This window comes from Liquorilactobacillus oeni DSM 19972, from assembly GCF_001436275.1.
GTDB lineage: Bacteria > Bacillota > Bacilli > Lactobacillales > Lactobacillaceae > Liquorilactobacillus > Liquorilactobacillus oeni.
Genome location: NZ_AZEH01000039.1, coordinates 436,331 through 455,854 on the forward strand (window position 1 = coordinate 436,331; position 19,524 = coordinate 455,854).

Below are 19,524 nucleotides of genomic sequence, written 5' to 3' on the forward strand. Positions count from 1 at the left end.
TGAAAGAATATTTTTTTACACTAAATTTTCCTCAACCCCATAAGTAAAACTTGTGGCTATTGCGTAGGTACTAAAAAAAGCTGCGACAAAATAAATTTTTATCACAGTTTCTGCCTCTTATCCAAAACTCGGGTCTAAATTTTCTGGTACTGCTAGAAATTATCAGCGCTAGATTTTTTTTAAACAGGACATCACTGTCCCATATACTAAGATTTAAGCGCTCAAACAAAAAATCAAAACGAGGTAATTATGATGTCCCAAAATAATTCTAACTTAATTTAACTATGGGGTAATAATCCTTACGCGACTTTTTCCTTGCCCTTGAGTCTGCACCTGAATCTGATAAGGAATCCGCTCCTGTAGAATTGTGACGTGGCTGATAATACCGATCATCCGGTTGTGACTTTCAATATTCTCCAGCGCGGCCATCGCCATTGAAAGCGACTCTTGATCAAGTGAGCCAAAACCTTCATCGACAAATAGAGTGTCAATATTAATTCCACCGGACCCATTTTGAATCACTTCACCTAGTGCAAGTGCCAAGCTCAATGCGGCAATAAAACTTTCACCGCCTGAAAGTGTATGAACACTTCGCATCTGACCGACATTATCGTCATAAACATCAATTTCAAGACCGGTGTTTTTCTGATAAGCCCCAGCTTCTTTGTGTAAATGCATGGCATAACGTCCTGAGCTTAACTGCTTTAAATGTTGATTAGCAACTTGAAGAATTTCTTTTAGTTGAGCCTGCAGGACATATCGCTCCAAGCCCAACTTTGCATCCCCGCTGCCATTGACCGTTTCAACCAACAGTTGAAGCTGGTTAATTGTTTCCTGCTGGTCATGAATCGCGCGCTTATTTTTCTCAACCCGTTTTAATAATTCATCATTAAGCAAGGTCTGCCGGTACTTTTTATCATATTGAGCCTCTAATTGATCTCGGGTTTTAATAAGCTGGTCAAGACCGGCTTCTTCTTCTTTTAAATCAACCAGTTTGTGATCAACCACAATTTGTTCATACGTTGAAATTACAGCCGCAACATCTTTTAGTTGATCCTGATAATCATCAATTTGTTGCTGAAGATCAGCCAATTGCACTACTTTTTGCACTGTATTCTCAAGTATTTCCCAGCTCTGCGTCCCAAACTGCTTTGAGACAGCCGTTGTTATGTCATCCTGAAGAACTTCCATTTTTTCTTTGGAACGTTCAAGCTGATTCTTCAAACTGGTTTCAGTTGCCTGAGAAGCTGCCAATGTGCGCTTAGTATCTTCCAATTGATTACGATTGGTCTCAACTTCTTGATCATAGGCATCAATTGACTGTTGCAGCTTACTCAAATGCTGATCCAAAGAGGCCAAATCACTAAACTCGCTTGGCAACCGATGACCCACGTCATCCAATTGAACTTCATATTTTTGCTGGATAGACTGTGCTTTTTGATAAGCGGCCTTTAACTGTTCGACTTCCGGATTCAATTGCTCCAAGTCCCGTTTAATGTGAACTTGCTTTTCCTGTTCAGCTTTTAAGTCATTTTGCTGTTCCTGAAGGACGTCTCGTTCACGTGAATTCTTAGCAGTGTCATCGGCAACTTGTTGACTAACGGCTTCCAGACTATCCGGAGTCGCTTGCAAAATGTGCTCTGATATTAATTCAGCAACAAGCTCCCTGAAAGCACTTTTTGCTTGTTGTTCCTGCTTAACAGACTGCTTGACCTGTTCGTCAATTTTGGTTCTATCGGCTGCTTGCTGATTTTGCAACTGCTGCAGCTGAGCTTCAGCGGTTTTAATATCATTGTCACTGACACTGGGCAAGTCGGCAACATGGGCGGGCTTTGGATGATTTAAGCTTCCACAAACCGGGCAGGGTGTCCCCGGTTCCAATTGTTTAACCAAATTCACAATCTGGTTACTTAACCAGTTATTGCGTAAAGCCGTGTATTTGCTCTGGGTCTGATCTACCCGAGTCATTAACTCGAGCAACTCACTTTTATTTCTTTTAATCCTTACTTTCAACTCATAATTAACCTGTTGGTCCTGGTCTAGTTTAGTCAGCTGCTTTGAAGCTGTTTTCAAGGTTTTGAGCGTTTGAATTAACCCGTTTAACCGTTCAGTTATTCCAACAACTTGGGTCAGCTTTTGCGTAATTTGATCATCTTGTACTGTTAGATCGATTGCACTTTTTTGTTTGGTTTTAAGCTGCCGGTCAAGCTCAGCAACAGTTGTTTTCGCTTGTTTTAGTTGATCTCGTAAATCACTTGCCTGTTTAAATATTGATCTTTGATTTTCAAACACCGTTCTTTGGCTGAGTCGTTGCTCTTGCTGAGGCTTTTGCGTCTGTAATTGTGTCTGCTGCTTGGCCTGTTTCTCACGTGCTTTCATTTGGCTTTGAATTTTGTCGTTAACTTCTTTTAATTTGAGCTGATCCTTTGAGGATTCACTTTTTAATTCCTGAAATTGATCATATTTGGGCTTCCAATCTTTTGCCCATTTTAATTGCGCCACTTGCTCGCGTAATTTATCATATTGAGGCTGTTGAGCCCTTAAACTAAGCTGTTGCTGCCGTTGCTCCGCTAAATGATTAATCTGCTGGTTCATCTCACCATCTGCATGAAACTGCTGCTGGGCTTCTTCATAATGTTTCTGAGCAGACTGCTGCCGTTTTTTTAAGTCTTTTAAAGCTGCCTTGGCTTGGCTCTGCTGCTGAGATAAAATCGCTATTTGATCGCTGACATTATGTTCTTTAACGTCAGCAGGTGCATCATCCAACCAGACCACTTTTGCCAAATCAGCATCAATTGCGTGTTTAGCATCTTTGGTTCTGGTACTTTGCTTCTTGAGCATATCCCTTAGCGTGTCACTCCACCTTTGATAAAGCTGGGTACGAAAAATTTTTCGCAAAACATCTTCCTTGTCAGAACTGGAGGCGATCAAAAAACGTCGAAACTCTCCTTGCGGCAATAAAACAATTTGCACAAACTGTTCACGGCTAATTTGCAGAACATCCAGTAACTTAAGGTTAATGTCCCGCATCTTGGTGATTTCATTGACTTTTTTTCTTTCTTTAAAAATCTCGAGTTTCCCGCTACTTTCAAATATCTTGGTACCGGTCCCCCGTTTTTTATCCAATTCTTGTTTTGGAAACCGGTTAATCTGATAAGTTTGTCCCTGATGCTCGAATAGCAAGGTCACTTCTGTCGGTGTTTTAGTGTCCGCAAAATCTGAGCGCATGCTTTGCGGCGTCCGGTCACCACTGGCACTATCGCCGTACAAAGCAAAAGTCATCGCGTCAAAAATAGTTGTTTTCCCACTACCAGTTTTCCCCGAGATCAAGAAAATTGAGGCTTCATCAAATTTAGTGAAGTCGATCGTTTCATTTTCATATGGTCCAAAATTCTTAAGTGTTAATTTTAACGGCTTCACTATTTGAGACCCCCATTGTCAGCAATTTTCAGCGCTTCTTGCGCCCATTTGATTTGTTGCGGCGACAAGTCGTCTTTTGCAATCTGCTTGTAAAAGTCGCCTAATAAGTCCATCGGGTCTTTTTGGCGAATCTGTGCGCCACTTTCACCAGAATCTTCAATGCCGGTCTCATAACCATCCGCTCGATCAAGCGAGATAATGTTTGGGTAAATCTCACGAAGCCTAGCCATGACATTTGGAATCGGTTTGCGGTCCTTTAACGTTATCCCAAAATAATTGTCCAGCTTTAAATTCTCATAGAAGCTTTTATCTGCCAACGTCTCAAAATGTTCAATTAACTGCTGAACATCTTTGAGCGGCGTCAATGGTTTAAAAGTCAGCTTAAAGGGTTCAGTATCGACAATAAATACTCCTTTTTTCTGATTAGCTTCAGACAGCGAAAACTTCACAGGCGAGCCACTATAGCGCGCATTTTTTGCATGCAAAGCATCTTTACCGTGCAAATGTCCCAGAGCAACATAATCAAAATCCTTTAATAATCCAGCAGAAACAGCTGCCAGTCCGCCCACTTTCAACTGCGTTTCCGACTCAGTAGTGGCACTGCCGTCCACAAAGAAATGTGAGACTAACAGATGCTTCTTAGCGGGATCAAACAAGGATTTCATTTTATTGATAATTGGAACAAACGCCTGGTCCAAATGCTGTAAGCTATCGTCATTAAAATATTGCTGCGCCGCAAACGGTTCAAAATACGGCAGTAAGAATAGCTGCGTGTCTGGCAACTCTACGGGGGTAAATGCTTGTTCCAACTGAGTATGCATATAAAACTGGGTGCTTTTAAACCAAGGTGTCCCGGTTGAAAGCCGAATAGCACTGTCATGGTTGCCGGAAATAGCATAGATCGGTAATTTAGCGACCAGATTAAGCTGCTGCAACATGTGATTTAACTGAGCCACCGATGCTTCTGCCGGCATACTGCGATCGTATAAATCACCGGCAATAATTACTCCATCTACGTGTTCATCCAAAGCAAGCTGCTTAATTTGTTCAAATGCATGGTCTTGTTCAGCGGTTAAATCAAAACCATGCAACCGACGCCCAATATGCCAGTCAGCGGTATGTAAAAAACGCATAGCTACTACTCCCCCTTCAATTTTTATTGATTCAATTATATAAACATATGGTACTTTAGCGGTATGTTAATTATATAGCAAACCTATGTTCATTTTAACCATTTTTATTGATCTATACTCATAACATCCCGTCATTAGCTAAAAAAGCTGTGACAAAATAAATATTTATCACAGCTCCTGCTTTTTATTCAAAATGCTTTAATTGTAAAAATCTCTACTCACTATCATATAACCAGTTGCTTCAAAGCCGTAGGCTGTTTCAGCGACCGCCACAGTCTTCATGCTGCGATACCAAGTAAAAAGGTACCTGCTGACTTCCAGCCGAGTTCTGTTTCGATCTTAGTTGGATCATCACATAATGACGGTCACGTTCTAAGCGATCCTTAACATATTCAAGCCGTCGTCACTTCGCTAAAAGAAAAAGAACCTCTTCTTCTTTTTCTCGTCTATTCGTGAATAATCTTTAGCCATTACCGGCAAGCCATTCAGCAAATCTTCAGCAGTCTTTTCAAATTGATCGACTTTCTCTTGTCCCATCTTTTCGCGCAATGCTAGAAAGGCTTCACGTAAAGCAAACTTGCGTCCCTTAAGGGCATGAGCATCAGAAGCAAACAATTGTACCAGGCCATGCTCAACTAATTTTTCAGAAATCTCCTGTACTTTAGGCCCGAAACCGCCAATATAGCTTGTCGCGGTTAACTGTGCTAAAGCACCATCTGCAATGAAATCATAGAGCAGATTTAAGTTGCCCTGTATTTCATGGTTACGTTCAGGATGCACAATTACCGGCGTTGTTCCCTTTTTACGCAATTCAAAGAAAAGCCGCTTAGCATACGCAGGTACACTGCCATGCGGAAATTCAATCAACATATAGTTCTTGCCTTCATCAATTCCCAACAGATCGTCATAGCGCTCAATCAAATCACCATTAATATGAACTTCTTGTCCCGGAAAGATTATCAGTGGAATCTGCCGGGTATCCAATTCTCTTTGAAAATCAGCCACATGATGAAGTACATCTGGGCGGTGATTAACGTAATCGCCGTCCAGATGATGCGGGGTTGCTAAGATGTGTGTGATCCCTTCTGCCACAGCAGCATGTGCCAATTCTAATGAATGTTCCAGATCCGGTGACCCATCATCAATGCCTGGTAATAAGTGACAGTGCAGGTCAACTATTTTTTGGCTTTTTGTCAGAACTTCCGTACTCATAATATTCATAGTAACCTCCTCAAAACAACTACTCGTAATTATAATATTAGGTTATTTAAAGCTCCTCTATTTTTCAAATTAAACTTTAAATCCACCATCTAAGCTTGTGTTATCCATGATGTTTTCTAAAAGATGAATCCTAGATAAATACACCGGTTAAACTAAAAGAAAAGATACTGCTATAAAGCTAAACAGTTATAATACCTTAAATAGTTTAACACACATTTTCAGAACCTTTATATGGAAAATTATGCGCTCCAAATAAGTTCAAAGATCTTGCTTGATCCCGCCTAAAGCATTTAAAAATTGCTGAAATTCAGACAAACAAAAAGAGCAGTATTTCAAAAACTCAACTTCACTATACTACTCTTTTTAAGTTTATTTAATTATGCGGTAAAATCCGTTATTTATCTTCAATTGAATCCATGAACTGGTGCAAAGCGTCTTGCCACTTTGGAAATACAAAGCCGGTCTTCTTAGACAGCTGCATCACAGAATAATGCGGACGAAAGGCTGCTGTCGGATACTGTTCTGAAGTGACCGGCAAAACCATAACATCCTCATCACGCAAGATCTCCTTGGCAAATTCATACCAGGAACACTGGCCATCATTGCTACACTGATACACTCCATAAGGCTTTTTTCCGTCAACCAAATAAGTAACAAATTCGGCAAGTGTACGTGTCCAGGTCGGACGTCCAACCTGATCTGAAACTACGGTCAGCTTATCATGTGTCTTGGCCAGGTTCAGCATTGTGTAAACAAAGTTATGCCCCCACTTACCATAGACCCAAGCTGTCCTTACCAGATAATACTTACTGCAGTATTTTTGAACTGTTTCTTCCCCTAATAACTTAGCACGCCCATATTCATTACGAGGACCCTTAGGATCATCAGGCAGATATTCACCTGCTTTACGTGTGCCGTCAAAGACATAATCTGTACTGATATAAACCAATGCTGCACCGTATTTTTCACAAGCTTTGGCAATGATTTCTGTACCCAGGGCATTAACTTTTAAATTAGCTTCTTTGCCCTCATCTTCGGCCTTATCCACTGCTGTGTATGCAGCACAGTGATAGACAACTTGCGGCTTGTTGTGCGCAAAATACTTTTCAACTTGTACTGCATCAGTAATGTCCAACTCTTTTGAACCAGTCGCAGTATATTCTACCTGACGTTCAGTCAACAAATGCTGCAACTCTTGTCCTAGTTGTCCGTTAGCTCCGGTAATTAAAATTTTCACGTGTATTCCTCCAAAAAGTGAACAGTTAATTTAAAGCAGCTCTCTTTTTCAAAGGACGCCACCAATCTTCATTACTCAAGTACCACTCAACGGTTTCTTTAATGCCAACATCAAAAGTATACTGCGGCTTCCAGCCTAATTTGGTTTCAATCTTAGTCGGATCAATTGCATAGCGACGATCATGACCTAAACGATCTTTAACATACTCTATCGCATCCTCAGTCAAGCCGAGTTTTTTAACAATCAAGTGTACAATTTCGTTGTTCGAGCGTTCGTTATGCCCGCCAACATTATATACTTCACCCTTTTGTCCTTTATGCAGCACCAAATCAATTGCTCTACAATGATCCGAAACATGCAGCCAGTCACGAATATTCTTGCCGTCACCATAAATCGGTAACTTTTTACCATCCATTCCATTAGATGTCATTAATGGAATCAGCTTTTCTGGAAATTGATATGGACCGTAATTATTCGAACAGCGCGTGATATTCACATTCAGACCGTATGTCTCATAATATGCTCTAACTAACAAGTCTGCCGAAGCCTTGCTGGCTGAGTATGGCGAGTTTGGTGCTAAAGGTGTGGTTTCTTTAAAATACCCTTCTGCGCCAAGAGTACCATATACTTCATCCGTTGAAACTTGTAAATATTTCTTCAAGTTAAGCTTTTTAGCAACGTCTAAAAGAGCCAATGTTCCCTGCACGTTTGTCTCCACAAAAATCTCAGGATGCAAAATCGAACGATCAACATGGCTTTCGGCTGCAAAGTTGACGATTGTATCTAATTGGTATTCCTTTACCAAGTGTTCCACCAGTTCACGATTAGTAATATTCCCGTGAACAAAAGTATAATTTGAATTATCTTTGATGTCATCCAAGTTATGAATGTTCCCCGCATAAGTCAGCAGATCCAAATTTACAATTTTGTAATCTGGATATTTTTTAAGTATGTAATGAATGAAATTACTGCCGATAAAGCCGGCTCCGCCTGTCACTAATAAGTTCATTCTACTTATCCTCCTCATAAACAAAATTCAAATTCGCATCTTTAAGCTGCGGATGCTTCTTATCCTTATCAGACAAGATCAGATGATCAAGCGGCATCGGCCATTCAATTCCAATATCCGGGTCATCAAAAGCAATCCCGCCATCAGCTTCAGGTGCGTAATAACCATCAACTTTATAAGCAACGTTAACATTTGGTGTCAAAGTCACAAATCCGTGGGCAAACCCCTTCGGCACTAGCAACTGACGGTGATTATATTCGCTTAAAATGTACCCTTCCCATTTTCCATAAGTAGGAGAACCTTTTCTAATATCGACCAAGACATCATAGATTACACCGGTTACCGCTCGCAGTAATTTTGTTTGAGCATACGGAGCTAGCTGGTAATGCATGCCGCGTAAAACTCCCGGTTCCACAGATAACGACTGATTGTCTTGCACGAAGTCAATATCAATACCGGCTTTTTGAAACTTGCTTTGCGTATAAGTCTCTGTAAAGAAACCGCGATGATCCCCAAAGACATCTGTTTCAACAATTTTAACATCCTGCAGCTTTGTAGTAATAACTTTCAAGACTTCCACCTCTAACTTAATTTTGTTCCACTAACCGAATCAGGTACTGCCCGTAATCATTTTTCTTCATTGGCTGTGCCAGTTCAAGCAATCTTTCTTTACCAATATACCCCATTCGGTAAGCAATTTCTTCCAAACAAGCAACTTTTAAGTTTTGCCGTTTTTGAATTGTTGCAATAAAACTTGAAGCTTCTAACATTGAATCATGGGTTCCTGTGTCGAGCCATGCATAGCCACGGCCCATCAACTTAACATTAAGCTCATTGTTTGCCAAATAGATCTTGTTGATGTCGGTAATCTCCAATTCACCACGTGCTGATGGTTTGAGATCAGCAGCATAATCAACAACCCGATTATCGTAGAAGTATAAGCCGGTAACCGCATAATTACTTTTGGGCTTAGCTGGTTTTTCTTCAAGAGAAACAGCATGCATGTTTTTATCAAATTCCACCACACCAAAACGTTCTGGATCATTAACATGGTACCCGAAAACCGTCGCCCCTTTAATCTGCTGTACAGAATCTTGCAGGAGCTGAGACATGCCACTGCCGTAATAAATATTATCACCTAAAATTAGGCACACTGAATCATTTCCAATAAACTCTCGTCCAACGATAAAGGCTTCTGCTAAACCATTAGGCTGTGTTTGCACAGCATAACTTAGGTTTATTCCGAAATCTGAACCGTTACCTAGAATATTTTGAAAACACGATAGATCACGCGGCGTTGCAATCAGCAAAATATCACGGATTCCAGCCAACATCAAAGTGGATAATGGATAATAAATCATCGGTTTATCATAAACCGGAATCAGTTGTTTTGAGATACCGCGTGTAATTGGATATAGACGGGTACCACTACCGCCAGCCAGAATAATTCCTTTCATTATGAATCTATCCTCCTAAAATTTAAAGACATTATTTAAATACATTAATATTTTAACACCATTTTCTTAAATTACATCTATAGTAAAAAAATAGCTAAATATAATCATATAATTGTATTAAAGTTCTTTAACCAAGTATCCCAATTTAATTCATTTTCATACTTTTGACGTGCATTCATTGAAAAACTTTGTAATAAGTTCTTTTGTAAAAGAAATTGTATTTTGTCTGCAAAATCTTTAGCACTTGAATCTTTTTTTAATAAATAACCGGTCACATTATTTTGAACATAGCTTGATACTCCACCAGTGTTATATGCTATTGTAGGTAGACCATACATACTTGCTTCACAAAAAACAATTCCCGCACACTCAGCTTGGGTAGGAAGAATAAACAAATCACTATTTTGATAATAATTTATTAACTCTTTCTCTTCACTTTTTACATCTTTTCTTAGTTTTCCTATAAATTTAATATTTTTATCATATTTTTTTAAAGGCTTATCAATTCCGACTATAGTAAGTTCAAATTTCCAGGGCAGATTTTTACTATTTAGTAATTCTGTACATTTTATAGCTATATCTACTCCCTTTCGTTTCCAATCAACGCCCACCAACAATAATCTAACTTTATGCCTTATCAAGGCTTTGCTTTTCTTCGCAAATTTATCTGATAAATTTGCGCCAAAAGGTAAAACCATAATTTTTTTCTCTGAAATACCGTAATCTTCAATAGCACTTTTCTTCGCCCAAGTGCTAGCATGTATGATTGTAGAGGCTTTTTTTAAAGACTTTTCTTCATATATGTCTTCAATTTTCTTCTCAATCTTTGGAACATTAAATAAGTAGTAATTTGTCAGTAACTTATATGTCGCATCACTTAAATATACCACCTTTTTTTTCGTATTAAACTGTGTTGAGCCTAGTAGCTCACTTGCAGCAGGGAAAAAAAACAAATCATAATCTTTTTTTTGTAAATACTTCTTTATTTCTAAATTATTAAAAAAAACATCAACGTAACTTTTTTTAATTCTGTTCCAAGTTAATATCCTAATTATAGAAGCCATAACTTTGTGAGTTACAGTCTTTTTTATTATAATTTGTTCTACATCATACTTTTCCTTTAACACTTTGTATAAAAAATTAGTAGTACCGCTCCAGGCATTTTCACGTGTTATGTCTTTTCTAGTTATAAAACCTATTTTCATACTCCACTCCCAAATTAGTGACGTTACTAGCATTAATTAAACAGTGCAATTAAAAACGCATAATTCTTTTTAAAACTGTACAACAAACTTCATCTTTTAGTAATACCAACACTACAATATAAATTATAGGTCCCGTAAGCATCGCTAGACATATAAAATAAAATCTAGAAATAACAATTATTGATAATAACAAAATATAAAATGTCATAATACTACTAGCAATTAGATAACTAATAAATTTATTTTTTATCCTTTTGAAGCTAAGAAAGTCCTTAAAGTTATAAATTTGAATAACCGTTGCAAATATTTCCGAAATGACAGATGCCACAGCGACTCCTCGAGCCCCTAAATGTAAATATAAAGCTATTCCATTTAAAATAAGATTAACGACAGCAGCTATAGAAACAGCAACCGTATAAGGCCTTTGACGATCTATTGCAATTAGAAAAGCGCCTAGCATTTGTCCCATCCCCAAAATAACAAATAAAAAACTAAGTATATAAAGAATATTAACTACCGGTTTAAATCCTGTACCAAAAAAAAATGGAACTCCAGATTTAGCAAGTAGAATTAAACCACAAATCATTGGGAAACTAAGAAAAAATAAATTTGCTAGTGCTTTGTCTACCAATAATTTCATAGAATTAAATAGTTTTTTACTATAAAGCGCAGCTATTCTAGGAGCAAGTACTCCTGAATACGCACTAATAACTGTTACTAATAAACTAACTATCTGATTTGCTTGAGAAAAATATCCTACTTGTTCACTAGTACTAAAAGTACCTAACATTATTTTATTTAATACTGTATACAACTGGATGGCTATAACTGGAATAAATAAAGCCATAATAGGTCTAAAGCTCAAAAAAATATCTTTTAAATCTAGTTTTACAAATATAACTTCTTTATATAAATATGGTAAAGCACTTAAGTTACCAAACAAATTTGATAACGCATATATTAAGACATACAACCAAAGATCACTCGGCTTCTTTACAAGTATAAAAATTAAAATTGTAGCTGAAATTTTAATTAAACTATTTCTCAAAGATGTAACCTTAAAATTTTCCATTCCTTGAAAATACCAGCTCATGTCAACTACCCAAGATAGCAAAGTAAATAAATTAACTAAAAATAAAATTTTGTATTGTGGTAACACCATAACGATAAAAACAAGGTAAAAAAAACTAACAATCAAGGTGCAAATTATTCTAAAAAGAAAAACTCTCCAGAATACCACACTTCTAGCTTCTATAGATCCTTGTCTTTTTGCAATCTCTCTTTGTCCAAATGCACTAGTTCCAGTAATAGCAAAAATTCCAAAGTATGATACTATACCTAAAACATAGTTATAATATCCCACTCCTGAAGGACCGAGAACTCTTGAGATATAAGGAGTAGTTATCACCGGTACTGCTACAGCTAAAAATTGATACATTACATTATATACATAGTTAATTCTAATTGAATTTTTCATTTAATAAATCTACCTATCTACTTTATCATTATTCTGAGCTCCTGTAATAACATAGACCCTTTTTATGGTATATATTCAGACATAATAGTGTTAAAAGATTCTTTTATACCAAAAACATGCTTAAATAAATTTATATAATTAATTACCGAGACATTGGAGCAAAATCACACAATGAAGTCTACAAATAAAACATACGACGTCTTAACCAACACCAACAACAATGAATAGAATTATTGCTGTAGTTGGTAAGAGCATTTCGTACGAAAAACACATTTATTAATTACTATTTTGAAAGCATCTAAAATATCAAAAAGTGTCTATTACTACTGATGGAGATAATACAAAGCCAATCTTTTCAAACAGGAATATAAATAACGATATACAAGTAATCAATTAATAACTAATTGAAAGATAACACTTATGATAATATTTAGATTAATAACATTATTTCAACTTTACAACGTAAACTATCTTTAAAATAAAATTTGGACGCATAGAACAAGCAACCGTAAATATTAATTAGTATGCCTACTACTACAATAATTGGCAAATTAGTTTATCTAAAACTGCATAGAAAAAGTTTAATTTATTGACATAGTAATAATAGATCATTAAATATTTCATAAACTAGGATCGCCTCTTTAGAAATTACCTTAGCAGTGAGATATATTATTATACTCGACTATCCAATCAATATTATTTTTACAATAAACTCCCTTTAGTACTAAAATTTACTTCACAATTTCTCAAGTTATCACTATTATTACTTGCAAAATAATTAACCAGTACAAAAATGAAAGGTAGATATACTATTCTCTGAACGTTAAACATAAAAAGCGATATAGAGGTAAGGCAAACAAATAACAACAGAATAACAGTTACGTCCTTGTTATATCCTTTATATACGACCGTGATAAACTTAGCAATGAACAATATAATTATTAATATTCCGGAGATACCAAAAACTGTATAAAAACCAATTATCCCTACGTCATCAAGATAATATTCATATCCCAAAAAGTTTAATAAATTTCCGTGTAACACGTCTGTAGACCACTGAGTGTTAGGAAAACCAATTCCAAAAATACTACCCTTGGGAACCTCACCCAGATAGTAACGTATCGCATCCATTCTAACTGAATAACTGACTTGCCTACTACCCTCTGTAAACCATATTATTAATGCAAATGTACCTACTATAAAAATTATAATCATAAATGTTAATAGTATAATGAATTCTACCTTACTATACTTATAAAGTAGAATCAGTAGTGTAACAGCAAATAAAATTGTATCAACTATAATGTAAACTCTTGTTTGGGACACAAAAATTAAATAAAAAAATTCAACGCAAATTGGTAAAAAATTATTAAATACTAACTTGTTTTGCGCAATTACATCAATCAAAATAATTAGTAGAGTAAATGAGATAAAATCTGCAGGTTCCTTGATACGTACCATGTTGAAAATAATAGCTGCGCTATCAACATTTAATCCGCCATGAATAGTATTAGAAGCCATAATATTATTAGTACCAGCATCTTGTAATACCATGAATTTAATTCCTTTAGTATAAAGTAAAGATTGAGCAATCAAAAGTACTGAATATATGAATCCCATAGAGCGACTAAAAACAATAATTTTATTTATTATTCTTGAATCACTTGCTTTATCTATAAAGAAATAAAATAGTAAAATAAAATAATAGTAACTAGCTGTGAAAGACGAAAACAATGATTGTTCATATGTATAAGAACTCCATATCATCATGACTGTAGTAACTATTACCGTAAGTACTATTGGAGCTTTAAAGTTCAGACTAGCATTATTTTTTATCCCTACCTCATTTCTCTCTTTTCCTAAGAAAAAAGAGAACACAAACATCACAATAGAAATTGAAAAAATAAAATATTTAGAAGAATATGAATTCATTAACAATGCAAAGTCTGACAATCTAACGAGTGAAAAAAAATTAGTTTGCAAAAGCAAAATAAAAAAAATTAATGCAGTAGTGAATTTTTTCCTTATCATAATAACTCCTAATTAAGATACTACTTTAAATAAAAAATTGAAAATTTTCACCGGAATAAAAATCTCCAATAAAAGTGCTAACTTTAGTTTGTTACCATAAACTTTATTTTTTAAAAAAATCAATGTGTTTTGTTTCAATTTTTTTTGTACATTTTTCTTAAAGTAAATTTTTTTTATTGATGGATAAGATCTTATAAAAATACGCGTAATCGCACAAATTATAGGGAACTCAAGCGCTTGGTTTCTTTCAAAATCCAACATGATTTCATAGGCCGCAGCATCGCTCAAACTTGGCTTTTTTTTAATACTTGAATTTTTATGATTTACATAATGATACAAAGACGTTCCGTCATAAGTTGCAAAACTTATGTTCTTCATATATTGATAGCAAAATAGATGATCTTCATACACTGATATATTCTTATTAAAAAAAACATCATTTCTTTTAATTATATCTAAGCGAAACATTTTTGCTATAACAAAGCCTTGAAATAAATTTATCTTAAAAGAGTCTCTAATTATATCCTGAGAGTCATCATAAATAATTCTTTCGTTATTACTTTCTAATATTACATCTCCCCTTTCATCTTCATATGTTAATCCACAAATAGATAAATCACAGTGCTCCTGCGCATTGAACTGTTTTACCAGAAATTTAATGTAATTTGATTCAATATAATCATCCCCATCAATAAACGTAACAAATGTGCCTGTTGCAGCTTGTAATCCAGTATTTCTAGCAATAGAAACCCCAGAATTAAATTGCTTTATTATAGATATATTTCTATTACTTTCACTCTTCCATTTTCTACAAATCTGCATTGAATTATCTGTTGATCCATCATCAATGATAATAATTTGCAAATTCTTATAAGTTTGTTTTTCAACAGAATCAAGACACCTTTTCAAATATTTTTCACAATTATACACTGGAATAATAATAGTAACTAAATTGTTAGTCTCCATATTTAAAACCTCATTTTTTTAAAAAATCAAATTTATTACGCCCAGTTATTCCATCACAATAAGCTTTAACAGCTTCAAAATTTGAGTGACGAAAAGTTTGTATAACTGCTAACGGTAACAGTTTACTGTAGAATATAATTTTTTGAATTAGTGAAGCATTTCTTGACTCAAAAATGACTCTGTTTCTTCTTAAAAAATACAATTGCATTCCACTAATTTTTTTTATACTTTTTGAACCCTTATGGTACAAAACACTGTCTGTATTACATGCCACTAAATAATCATTTCTAATAAAATTAAAACACCATTCAGTTTCTTCAAAATTCAAAAAATACATCTCTGGTATGAATCCAACCTTTTTAATATCTTTTCCTCTAAACACCAAACACGCTCCCAAAAGATAATCACAGTAAAGCAGCTCCTTCTTAATTTTATCAACAGCCTTACCTTTATTTATTGGTTGACCAAAAGATGTACTGTAAAAGTTAAAATTATTACCTGAAGTCGTTATTATTCCATCCGTATCAGATATACAGGGTCCAATCAAACCAACTTTGGTATTATTCATCAAAATATCAATTAGGCAAGACAAAAAGTCATTTTTAATCACAACATCATTATTTAATATACAAATATAGTCACTTCCACTCTTCATTGCTGCTCTTATTCCAACATTGTTTCCACCAGCATAACCAGAGTTAAATTTATTAATGATTAAGTGAATTCTTTCCACATCAGCATATTTTTTTGTGAATAATTCTTTTGATCCATCAGTAGAATTATTATCAACTAAAAATATGTCTGCAAAGGGCACAAACTTTTCTAATTGATGAATGCAGGTAACAGTATCACCTGAATTATTATAATTTAATAATATTATCGCGATTTTCATTAAGATCTCCATCAAATTAATAGTTAATCTACATAAGTTATTTAAAATTTTGACACTATCTCTTTTTTATAAGCCTTGCAGGTGATCCAACTATAACAGAATTACTGCTAAAGGATTTTGTTACAACAGCTCCCGCTCCAACAACTGTGCCGTTTCCTAATTTCACACCATCCAATATTATAACGCCACTACCAATCCAACAGTTGTCTTCAATTATAATACCTTCATTTTTAACACCTTGAGCCTTTATTGCTTTTTTTTTTGAATCAAAAATATGATTTTCCGCAAAAAAACCTACTCGAGGACCAATCATTACATTCTCTCCAATTATTATTTTACCAGCACATCCAACATAACTCATAGGACCTATTGAAGAGTTATCATGTATTTCAAGCCCCTTGCCTATGTTACCAACACCATAATAACTTGAAGGTCTAATCATTGTTCCACGTCCGATTGTCACTGAATTACCAAATTTAATTCCATTCTGGCTTAATCCTTGAATTTCCGAATTTTCTTCAAATTTCACATTCTTACCTACCTCGATAAAATCACTATTTTCCACATTTACACTTTTTCCAACAAATAGTAATCCAGAGGAAGTTTTCAAAAAAATCTTCAGCCAAAACCCTCTAATAATTTTTATTAAAGTTTTAATTGTTATTTGAATCTTAGTTCGAAAAAATAATGAATTATTCATTTAACTTTCCACCTGCCATTATTATTTCTAAATAAAGCTTTGAAAAATTATTTATCAATTTAGCTAGAGAAAATCTATCTGCCTCTCTTTTAAGCGAATTATTACCCATTTTTATTCTTAATGAATCGTTAGTGGCTAATATAGCTATAGATTTTTCTAATTGTTTTGTATCACATGGTTCGCACAATACTCCATTGTATCCATTGACAACCATTTCAACAATGCCCCCATGATTATATCCAACTATTGGCTTGCCACTAGCCATAGCTTCCAAAACAACTGTTGGAAGTGGGTCTGGATTAGTACTAGGAAGAACCAAAATGTCAAAAAAATTATGGACAGCAGCATTATCAGTTCTAAAAGGAAAGTAAATTATCTGAGCATTTCTTTTTTGTTTTAAAATTCTTTTTTTTAACTTCTCTACTCTCCATTCTTCGCCTGAAAATGCACTACCTATAATAAAAGCATACAAATTATCTCGTTTTTCTAGTAACGGCTCAATTGCATCAAGAAAATCATTTTGCCCCTTCCAAGAATTAACACGACCTATCATCCCTACTCTTATGGATTCACGAGGAATTTTAAATTCTTTAAACAAGTAATCATAATTAATACTGGGATTGAATTTTCTTGAATCAATGCCATTATAAATGACCTCTACTTGATTTTGAGTTAAAAACCCTGAATCCATAAGGTGTTTTTTTACAGCTTGAGATACAGCGACACACTTGTCTGAGTAATGTCCAATTAAATAAGAAATAAACTTAAAAATTATTTTAGGCTTTAAAATTATCTCATGAATGTGCCAAATCAATTTAGTATGCAATTTTTTCTTAAGGTAAATTCCTTCAAGAACTGCTGCTGTGTTTACATGGATAAGGTCAATTTTAATATTTTTTTTACTAAGAAGACGTGATATTTTTTTTGAATATTTAAAGTAATATATTAAATATCTTATAATACCAAATAAATTAAAGTATTTTCTACGTAAAATAGGATATCCTACTACATATGTTTCAATTCCAACCCTCCTCAATTTATCTATCAACACTCCATCATTTGGAAGAATCACTATTGGTCTAAATTCTTTTTTATCTAAACCGGAAACTATATCTAGTAAGATTTTATCTGCTCCGTACATCTCTGCCCCAGCGTGCAAATAAAGTATGTTTTTCATATATTTTCACCTGTTATAATCATTTCATAATCACCAACAATTTTCTCCCATGAATAATACTTCATAACTTGATTTTCAGATAATTGGTCATATCTTTTTTTATCATTTTTAGCTAGTGATGTAGTTCTAGTAATAGTCTTTGATAGTGAACCCTTGGCCTTATCCCAATAAAAAGATGAATTTTGAGCCACTTCACGATTAAAGCCAATATTATATAGTAAATTTATCTTTGTACTAGCCAGAGCTTCTAATAGCGATGGATTTGTCCCACCAACAGAATGTCCATGAATATATGCTAAAGCATGTTCTCGTATAAACTTAAGTAATTGTTGATCATAGACAGTTCCAACAAATTTTATTCTTGGATCCGTGTCAAAGCGAGTTTTTTGTCTTAACTCCTCATAAAATTTATTTTTTTCTATGTTTGTCACGATTACAAGGTCGTTTCTAACATTACTGCTCATAAACTCTCGTATCATAGTTTCGAAGTTGTTTTCGGGTACAAAACGACCAACAATCAAAAAATACTCATCTAGTGTAATATTAAAATTTTCATACCAATTTCTAACTTTGTCATCATTCTTCAATAAACCTGAAGCAGTAATATCCGCCCCGTATGCAATAAAAGTTGTTTCAGGCTTGTATTTTCTGTACTCTTTTGCTATGTATTTTTCAATTGTTTTACTATCACATATTAAAAAGTCCGCATTTTTAACCATTAGTCTTTCCGAAAATTTCCAATATTTTCTTACCGGCTTTGACCATTTTGCTCTTTTCCACTCATGACCATCTGGATTAACCCACACTTTGAAACCGTACCTATGAAACCTAGTTATATATTGATGTAAAAAGGGGCCTACGCGACAAGCTAAAATATAAATAATACCGTTACTCAATTTATTTTTCTTAATAGTTTTCAAAGCCCATTTTAGAGACTTTAAATCGTAAAGGATTGCCTTAGCTCCACCAATATTAGGAATAGAAATTTCTTGACAATTAGCACCATTATAGTCATAGTGTTTAACCTCTTTATCAAATGTCATACAAGCAATATGGTATTTAATGTTTTTATTAATTCGACGTGTCACTAAATTATCAACAAAGGTTTCAAAGCCACCATAATTTGCTGGTATTCCTTTTGAACCAATTATAAATACATTTTTCACAATAAAACTCCCCATTCATTTCACCCAATTATTCAAAAAGAAGTGCCAAATAGCCATTAGGCCATTAGTAGGTAACTTGGTTATACTTCAGTAACCTTTGTAATAGATTATCAACTTTTCTTTGTGCCTTCTTGTAATTAACCATCAAATAATGTACCCCCTATGGCTAGCCAAACTAACTCCTTTACAAGGATAATATTCTCATTGTAACCCTTCTTCACTTCCGTAATTGCTGTTAGCAAATGAACCTCATTCAGTAGAAGCTTCAGATCATACTCAACAATATATGATCTGTATCCACTAGTTATTTAAAACTTTTCTGGAGTAGTAACACTAACTGTTGTAACTCTAATAACATAATACTAAAATCACAATAACCAGCTTTAACAAACGTAAGTTCAAGGATTTTCAACTTCTTTTAACATTCTTAATT

General features: G+C 34.6%; 15 protein-coding genes. All 15 read right to left on the reverse strand.

The features are described 5' to 3' along the window. Positions 1-282: 282 nt before the first annotated feature. The 15 genes from FD46_RS07235 to cps2T all read right to left on the reverse strand — a co-directional run bounded on the left by FD46_RS07235 (position 283) and on the right by cps2T (position 19,091). The gene (locus FD46_RS07235) at positions 283-3,420 is read right to left on the reverse strand and encodes an AAA family ATPase (RefSeq protein WP_057896486.1); all 3,138 of its coding nucleotides are present in this window, start codon (positions 3,418-3,420) and stop codon (positions 283-285) included. Beyond that, on the reverse strand, positions 3,420-4,553 hold the full coding sequence (locus FD46_RS07240; RefSeq protein WP_057896487.1) for an exonuclease SbcCD subunit D: 1,134 nt from the start codon (positions 4,551-4,553) through the stop codon (positions 3,420-3,422). Before FD46_RS07240 ends, FD46_RS07235 begins: the two co-directional genes overlap by 1 nt. Positions 4,554-4,964: 411 nt before the next feature. After that, a complete protein-coding gene (locus tag FD46_RS07245) occupies positions 4,965-5,765 on the reverse strand; it encodes a tyrosine-protein phosphatase (RefSeq protein WP_057896864.1) in 801 nt (266 codons plus the stop codon). A gap of 403 nt (positions 5,766-6,168) precedes the next feature. After that, the gene (rfbD, locus tag FD46_RS07250) at positions 6,169-7,011 is read right to left on the reverse strand and encodes a dTDP-4-dehydrorhamnose reductase (RefSeq protein ID WP_057896488.1); all 843 of its coding nucleotides are present in this window, start codon (positions 7,009-7,011) and stop codon (positions 6,169-6,171) included. Between the two features lie 25 nt (positions 7,012-7,036). Next, complete coding sequence (rfbB, locus tag FD46_RS07255) at positions 7,037-8,020, reverse strand: dTDP-glucose 4,6-dehydratase (protein ID WP_057896489.1); 984 nt, start codon at positions 8,018-8,020, stop codon at positions 7,037-7,039. A gap of 1 nt (position 8,021) precedes the next feature. After that, complete coding sequence (rfbC, locus tag FD46_RS07260) at positions 8,022-8,591, reverse strand: dTDP-4-dehydrorhamnose 3,5-epimerase (protein WP_057896490.1); 570 nt, start codon at positions 8,589-8,591, stop codon at positions 8,022-8,024. Between the two features lie 16 nt (positions 8,592-8,607). Further along, on the reverse strand, positions 8,608-9,477 hold the full coding sequence (rfbA, locus tag FD46_RS07265) for a glucose-1-phosphate thymidylyltransferase RfbA (RefSeq protein ID WP_057896491.1): 870 nt from the start codon (positions 9,475-9,477) through the stop codon (positions 8,608-8,610). Between the two features lie 104 nt (positions 9,478-9,581). After that, complete coding sequence (locus tag FD46_RS07270) at positions 9,582-10,682, reverse strand: glycosyltransferase family 4 protein (protein WP_057896492.1); 1,101 nt, start codon at positions 10,680-10,682, stop codon at positions 9,582-9,584. 49 nt (positions 10,683-10,731) lie between these two features. Continuing rightward, positions 10,732-12,159: a flippase gene (locus FD46_RS07275; protein ID WP_057896493.1), complete on the reverse strand. Its 1,428-nt coding sequence runs from the start codon at positions 12,157-12,159 to the stop codon at positions 10,732-10,734. Between the two features lie 702 nt (positions 12,160-12,861). After that, positions 12,862-14,091 (reverse strand): hypothetical protein, encoded by a 1,230-nt coding sequence (locus FD46_RS07280; protein ID WP_235805600.1) that lies wholly within the window; start codon positions 14,089-14,091, stop codon positions 12,862-12,864. A gap of 111 nt (positions 14,092-14,202) precedes the next feature. Continuing rightward, entirely contained in the window at positions 14,203-15,156 is a 954-nt protein-coding gene (locus FD46_RS07285) for a glycosyltransferase family A protein (protein ID WP_057896495.1), read from the reverse strand. A 10-nt stretch (positions 15,157-15,166) separates the two neighbouring features. Next, on the reverse strand, positions 15,167-16,048 hold the full coding sequence (locus FD46_RS07290; RefSeq protein ID WP_057896496.1) for a glycosyltransferase family 2 protein: 882 nt from the start codon (positions 16,046-16,048) through the stop codon (positions 15,167-15,169). Between the two features lie 55 nt (positions 16,049-16,103). Then, a complete protein-coding gene (locus FD46_RS07295) occupies positions 16,104-16,748 on the reverse strand; it encodes an acyltransferase (protein WP_057896497.1) in 645 nt (214 codons plus the stop codon). Continuing rightward, entirely contained in the window at positions 16,741-17,925 is a 1,185-nt protein-coding gene (locus tag FD46_RS07300) for a glycosyltransferase family 4 protein (RefSeq protein ID WP_057896498.1), read from the reverse strand. Before FD46_RS07300 ends, FD46_RS07295 begins: the two co-directional genes overlap by 8 nt. Next, positions 17,922-19,091, reverse strand: coding sequence for a beta 1-4 rhamnosyltransferase Cps2T (cps2T, locus tag FD46_RS07305; protein WP_083479394.1), 1,170 nt, complete (start codon positions 19,089-19,091; stop codon positions 17,922-17,924). Before cps2T ends, FD46_RS07300 begins: the two co-directional genes overlap by 4 nt. Positions 19,092-19,524 lie beyond the last annotated feature (433 nt).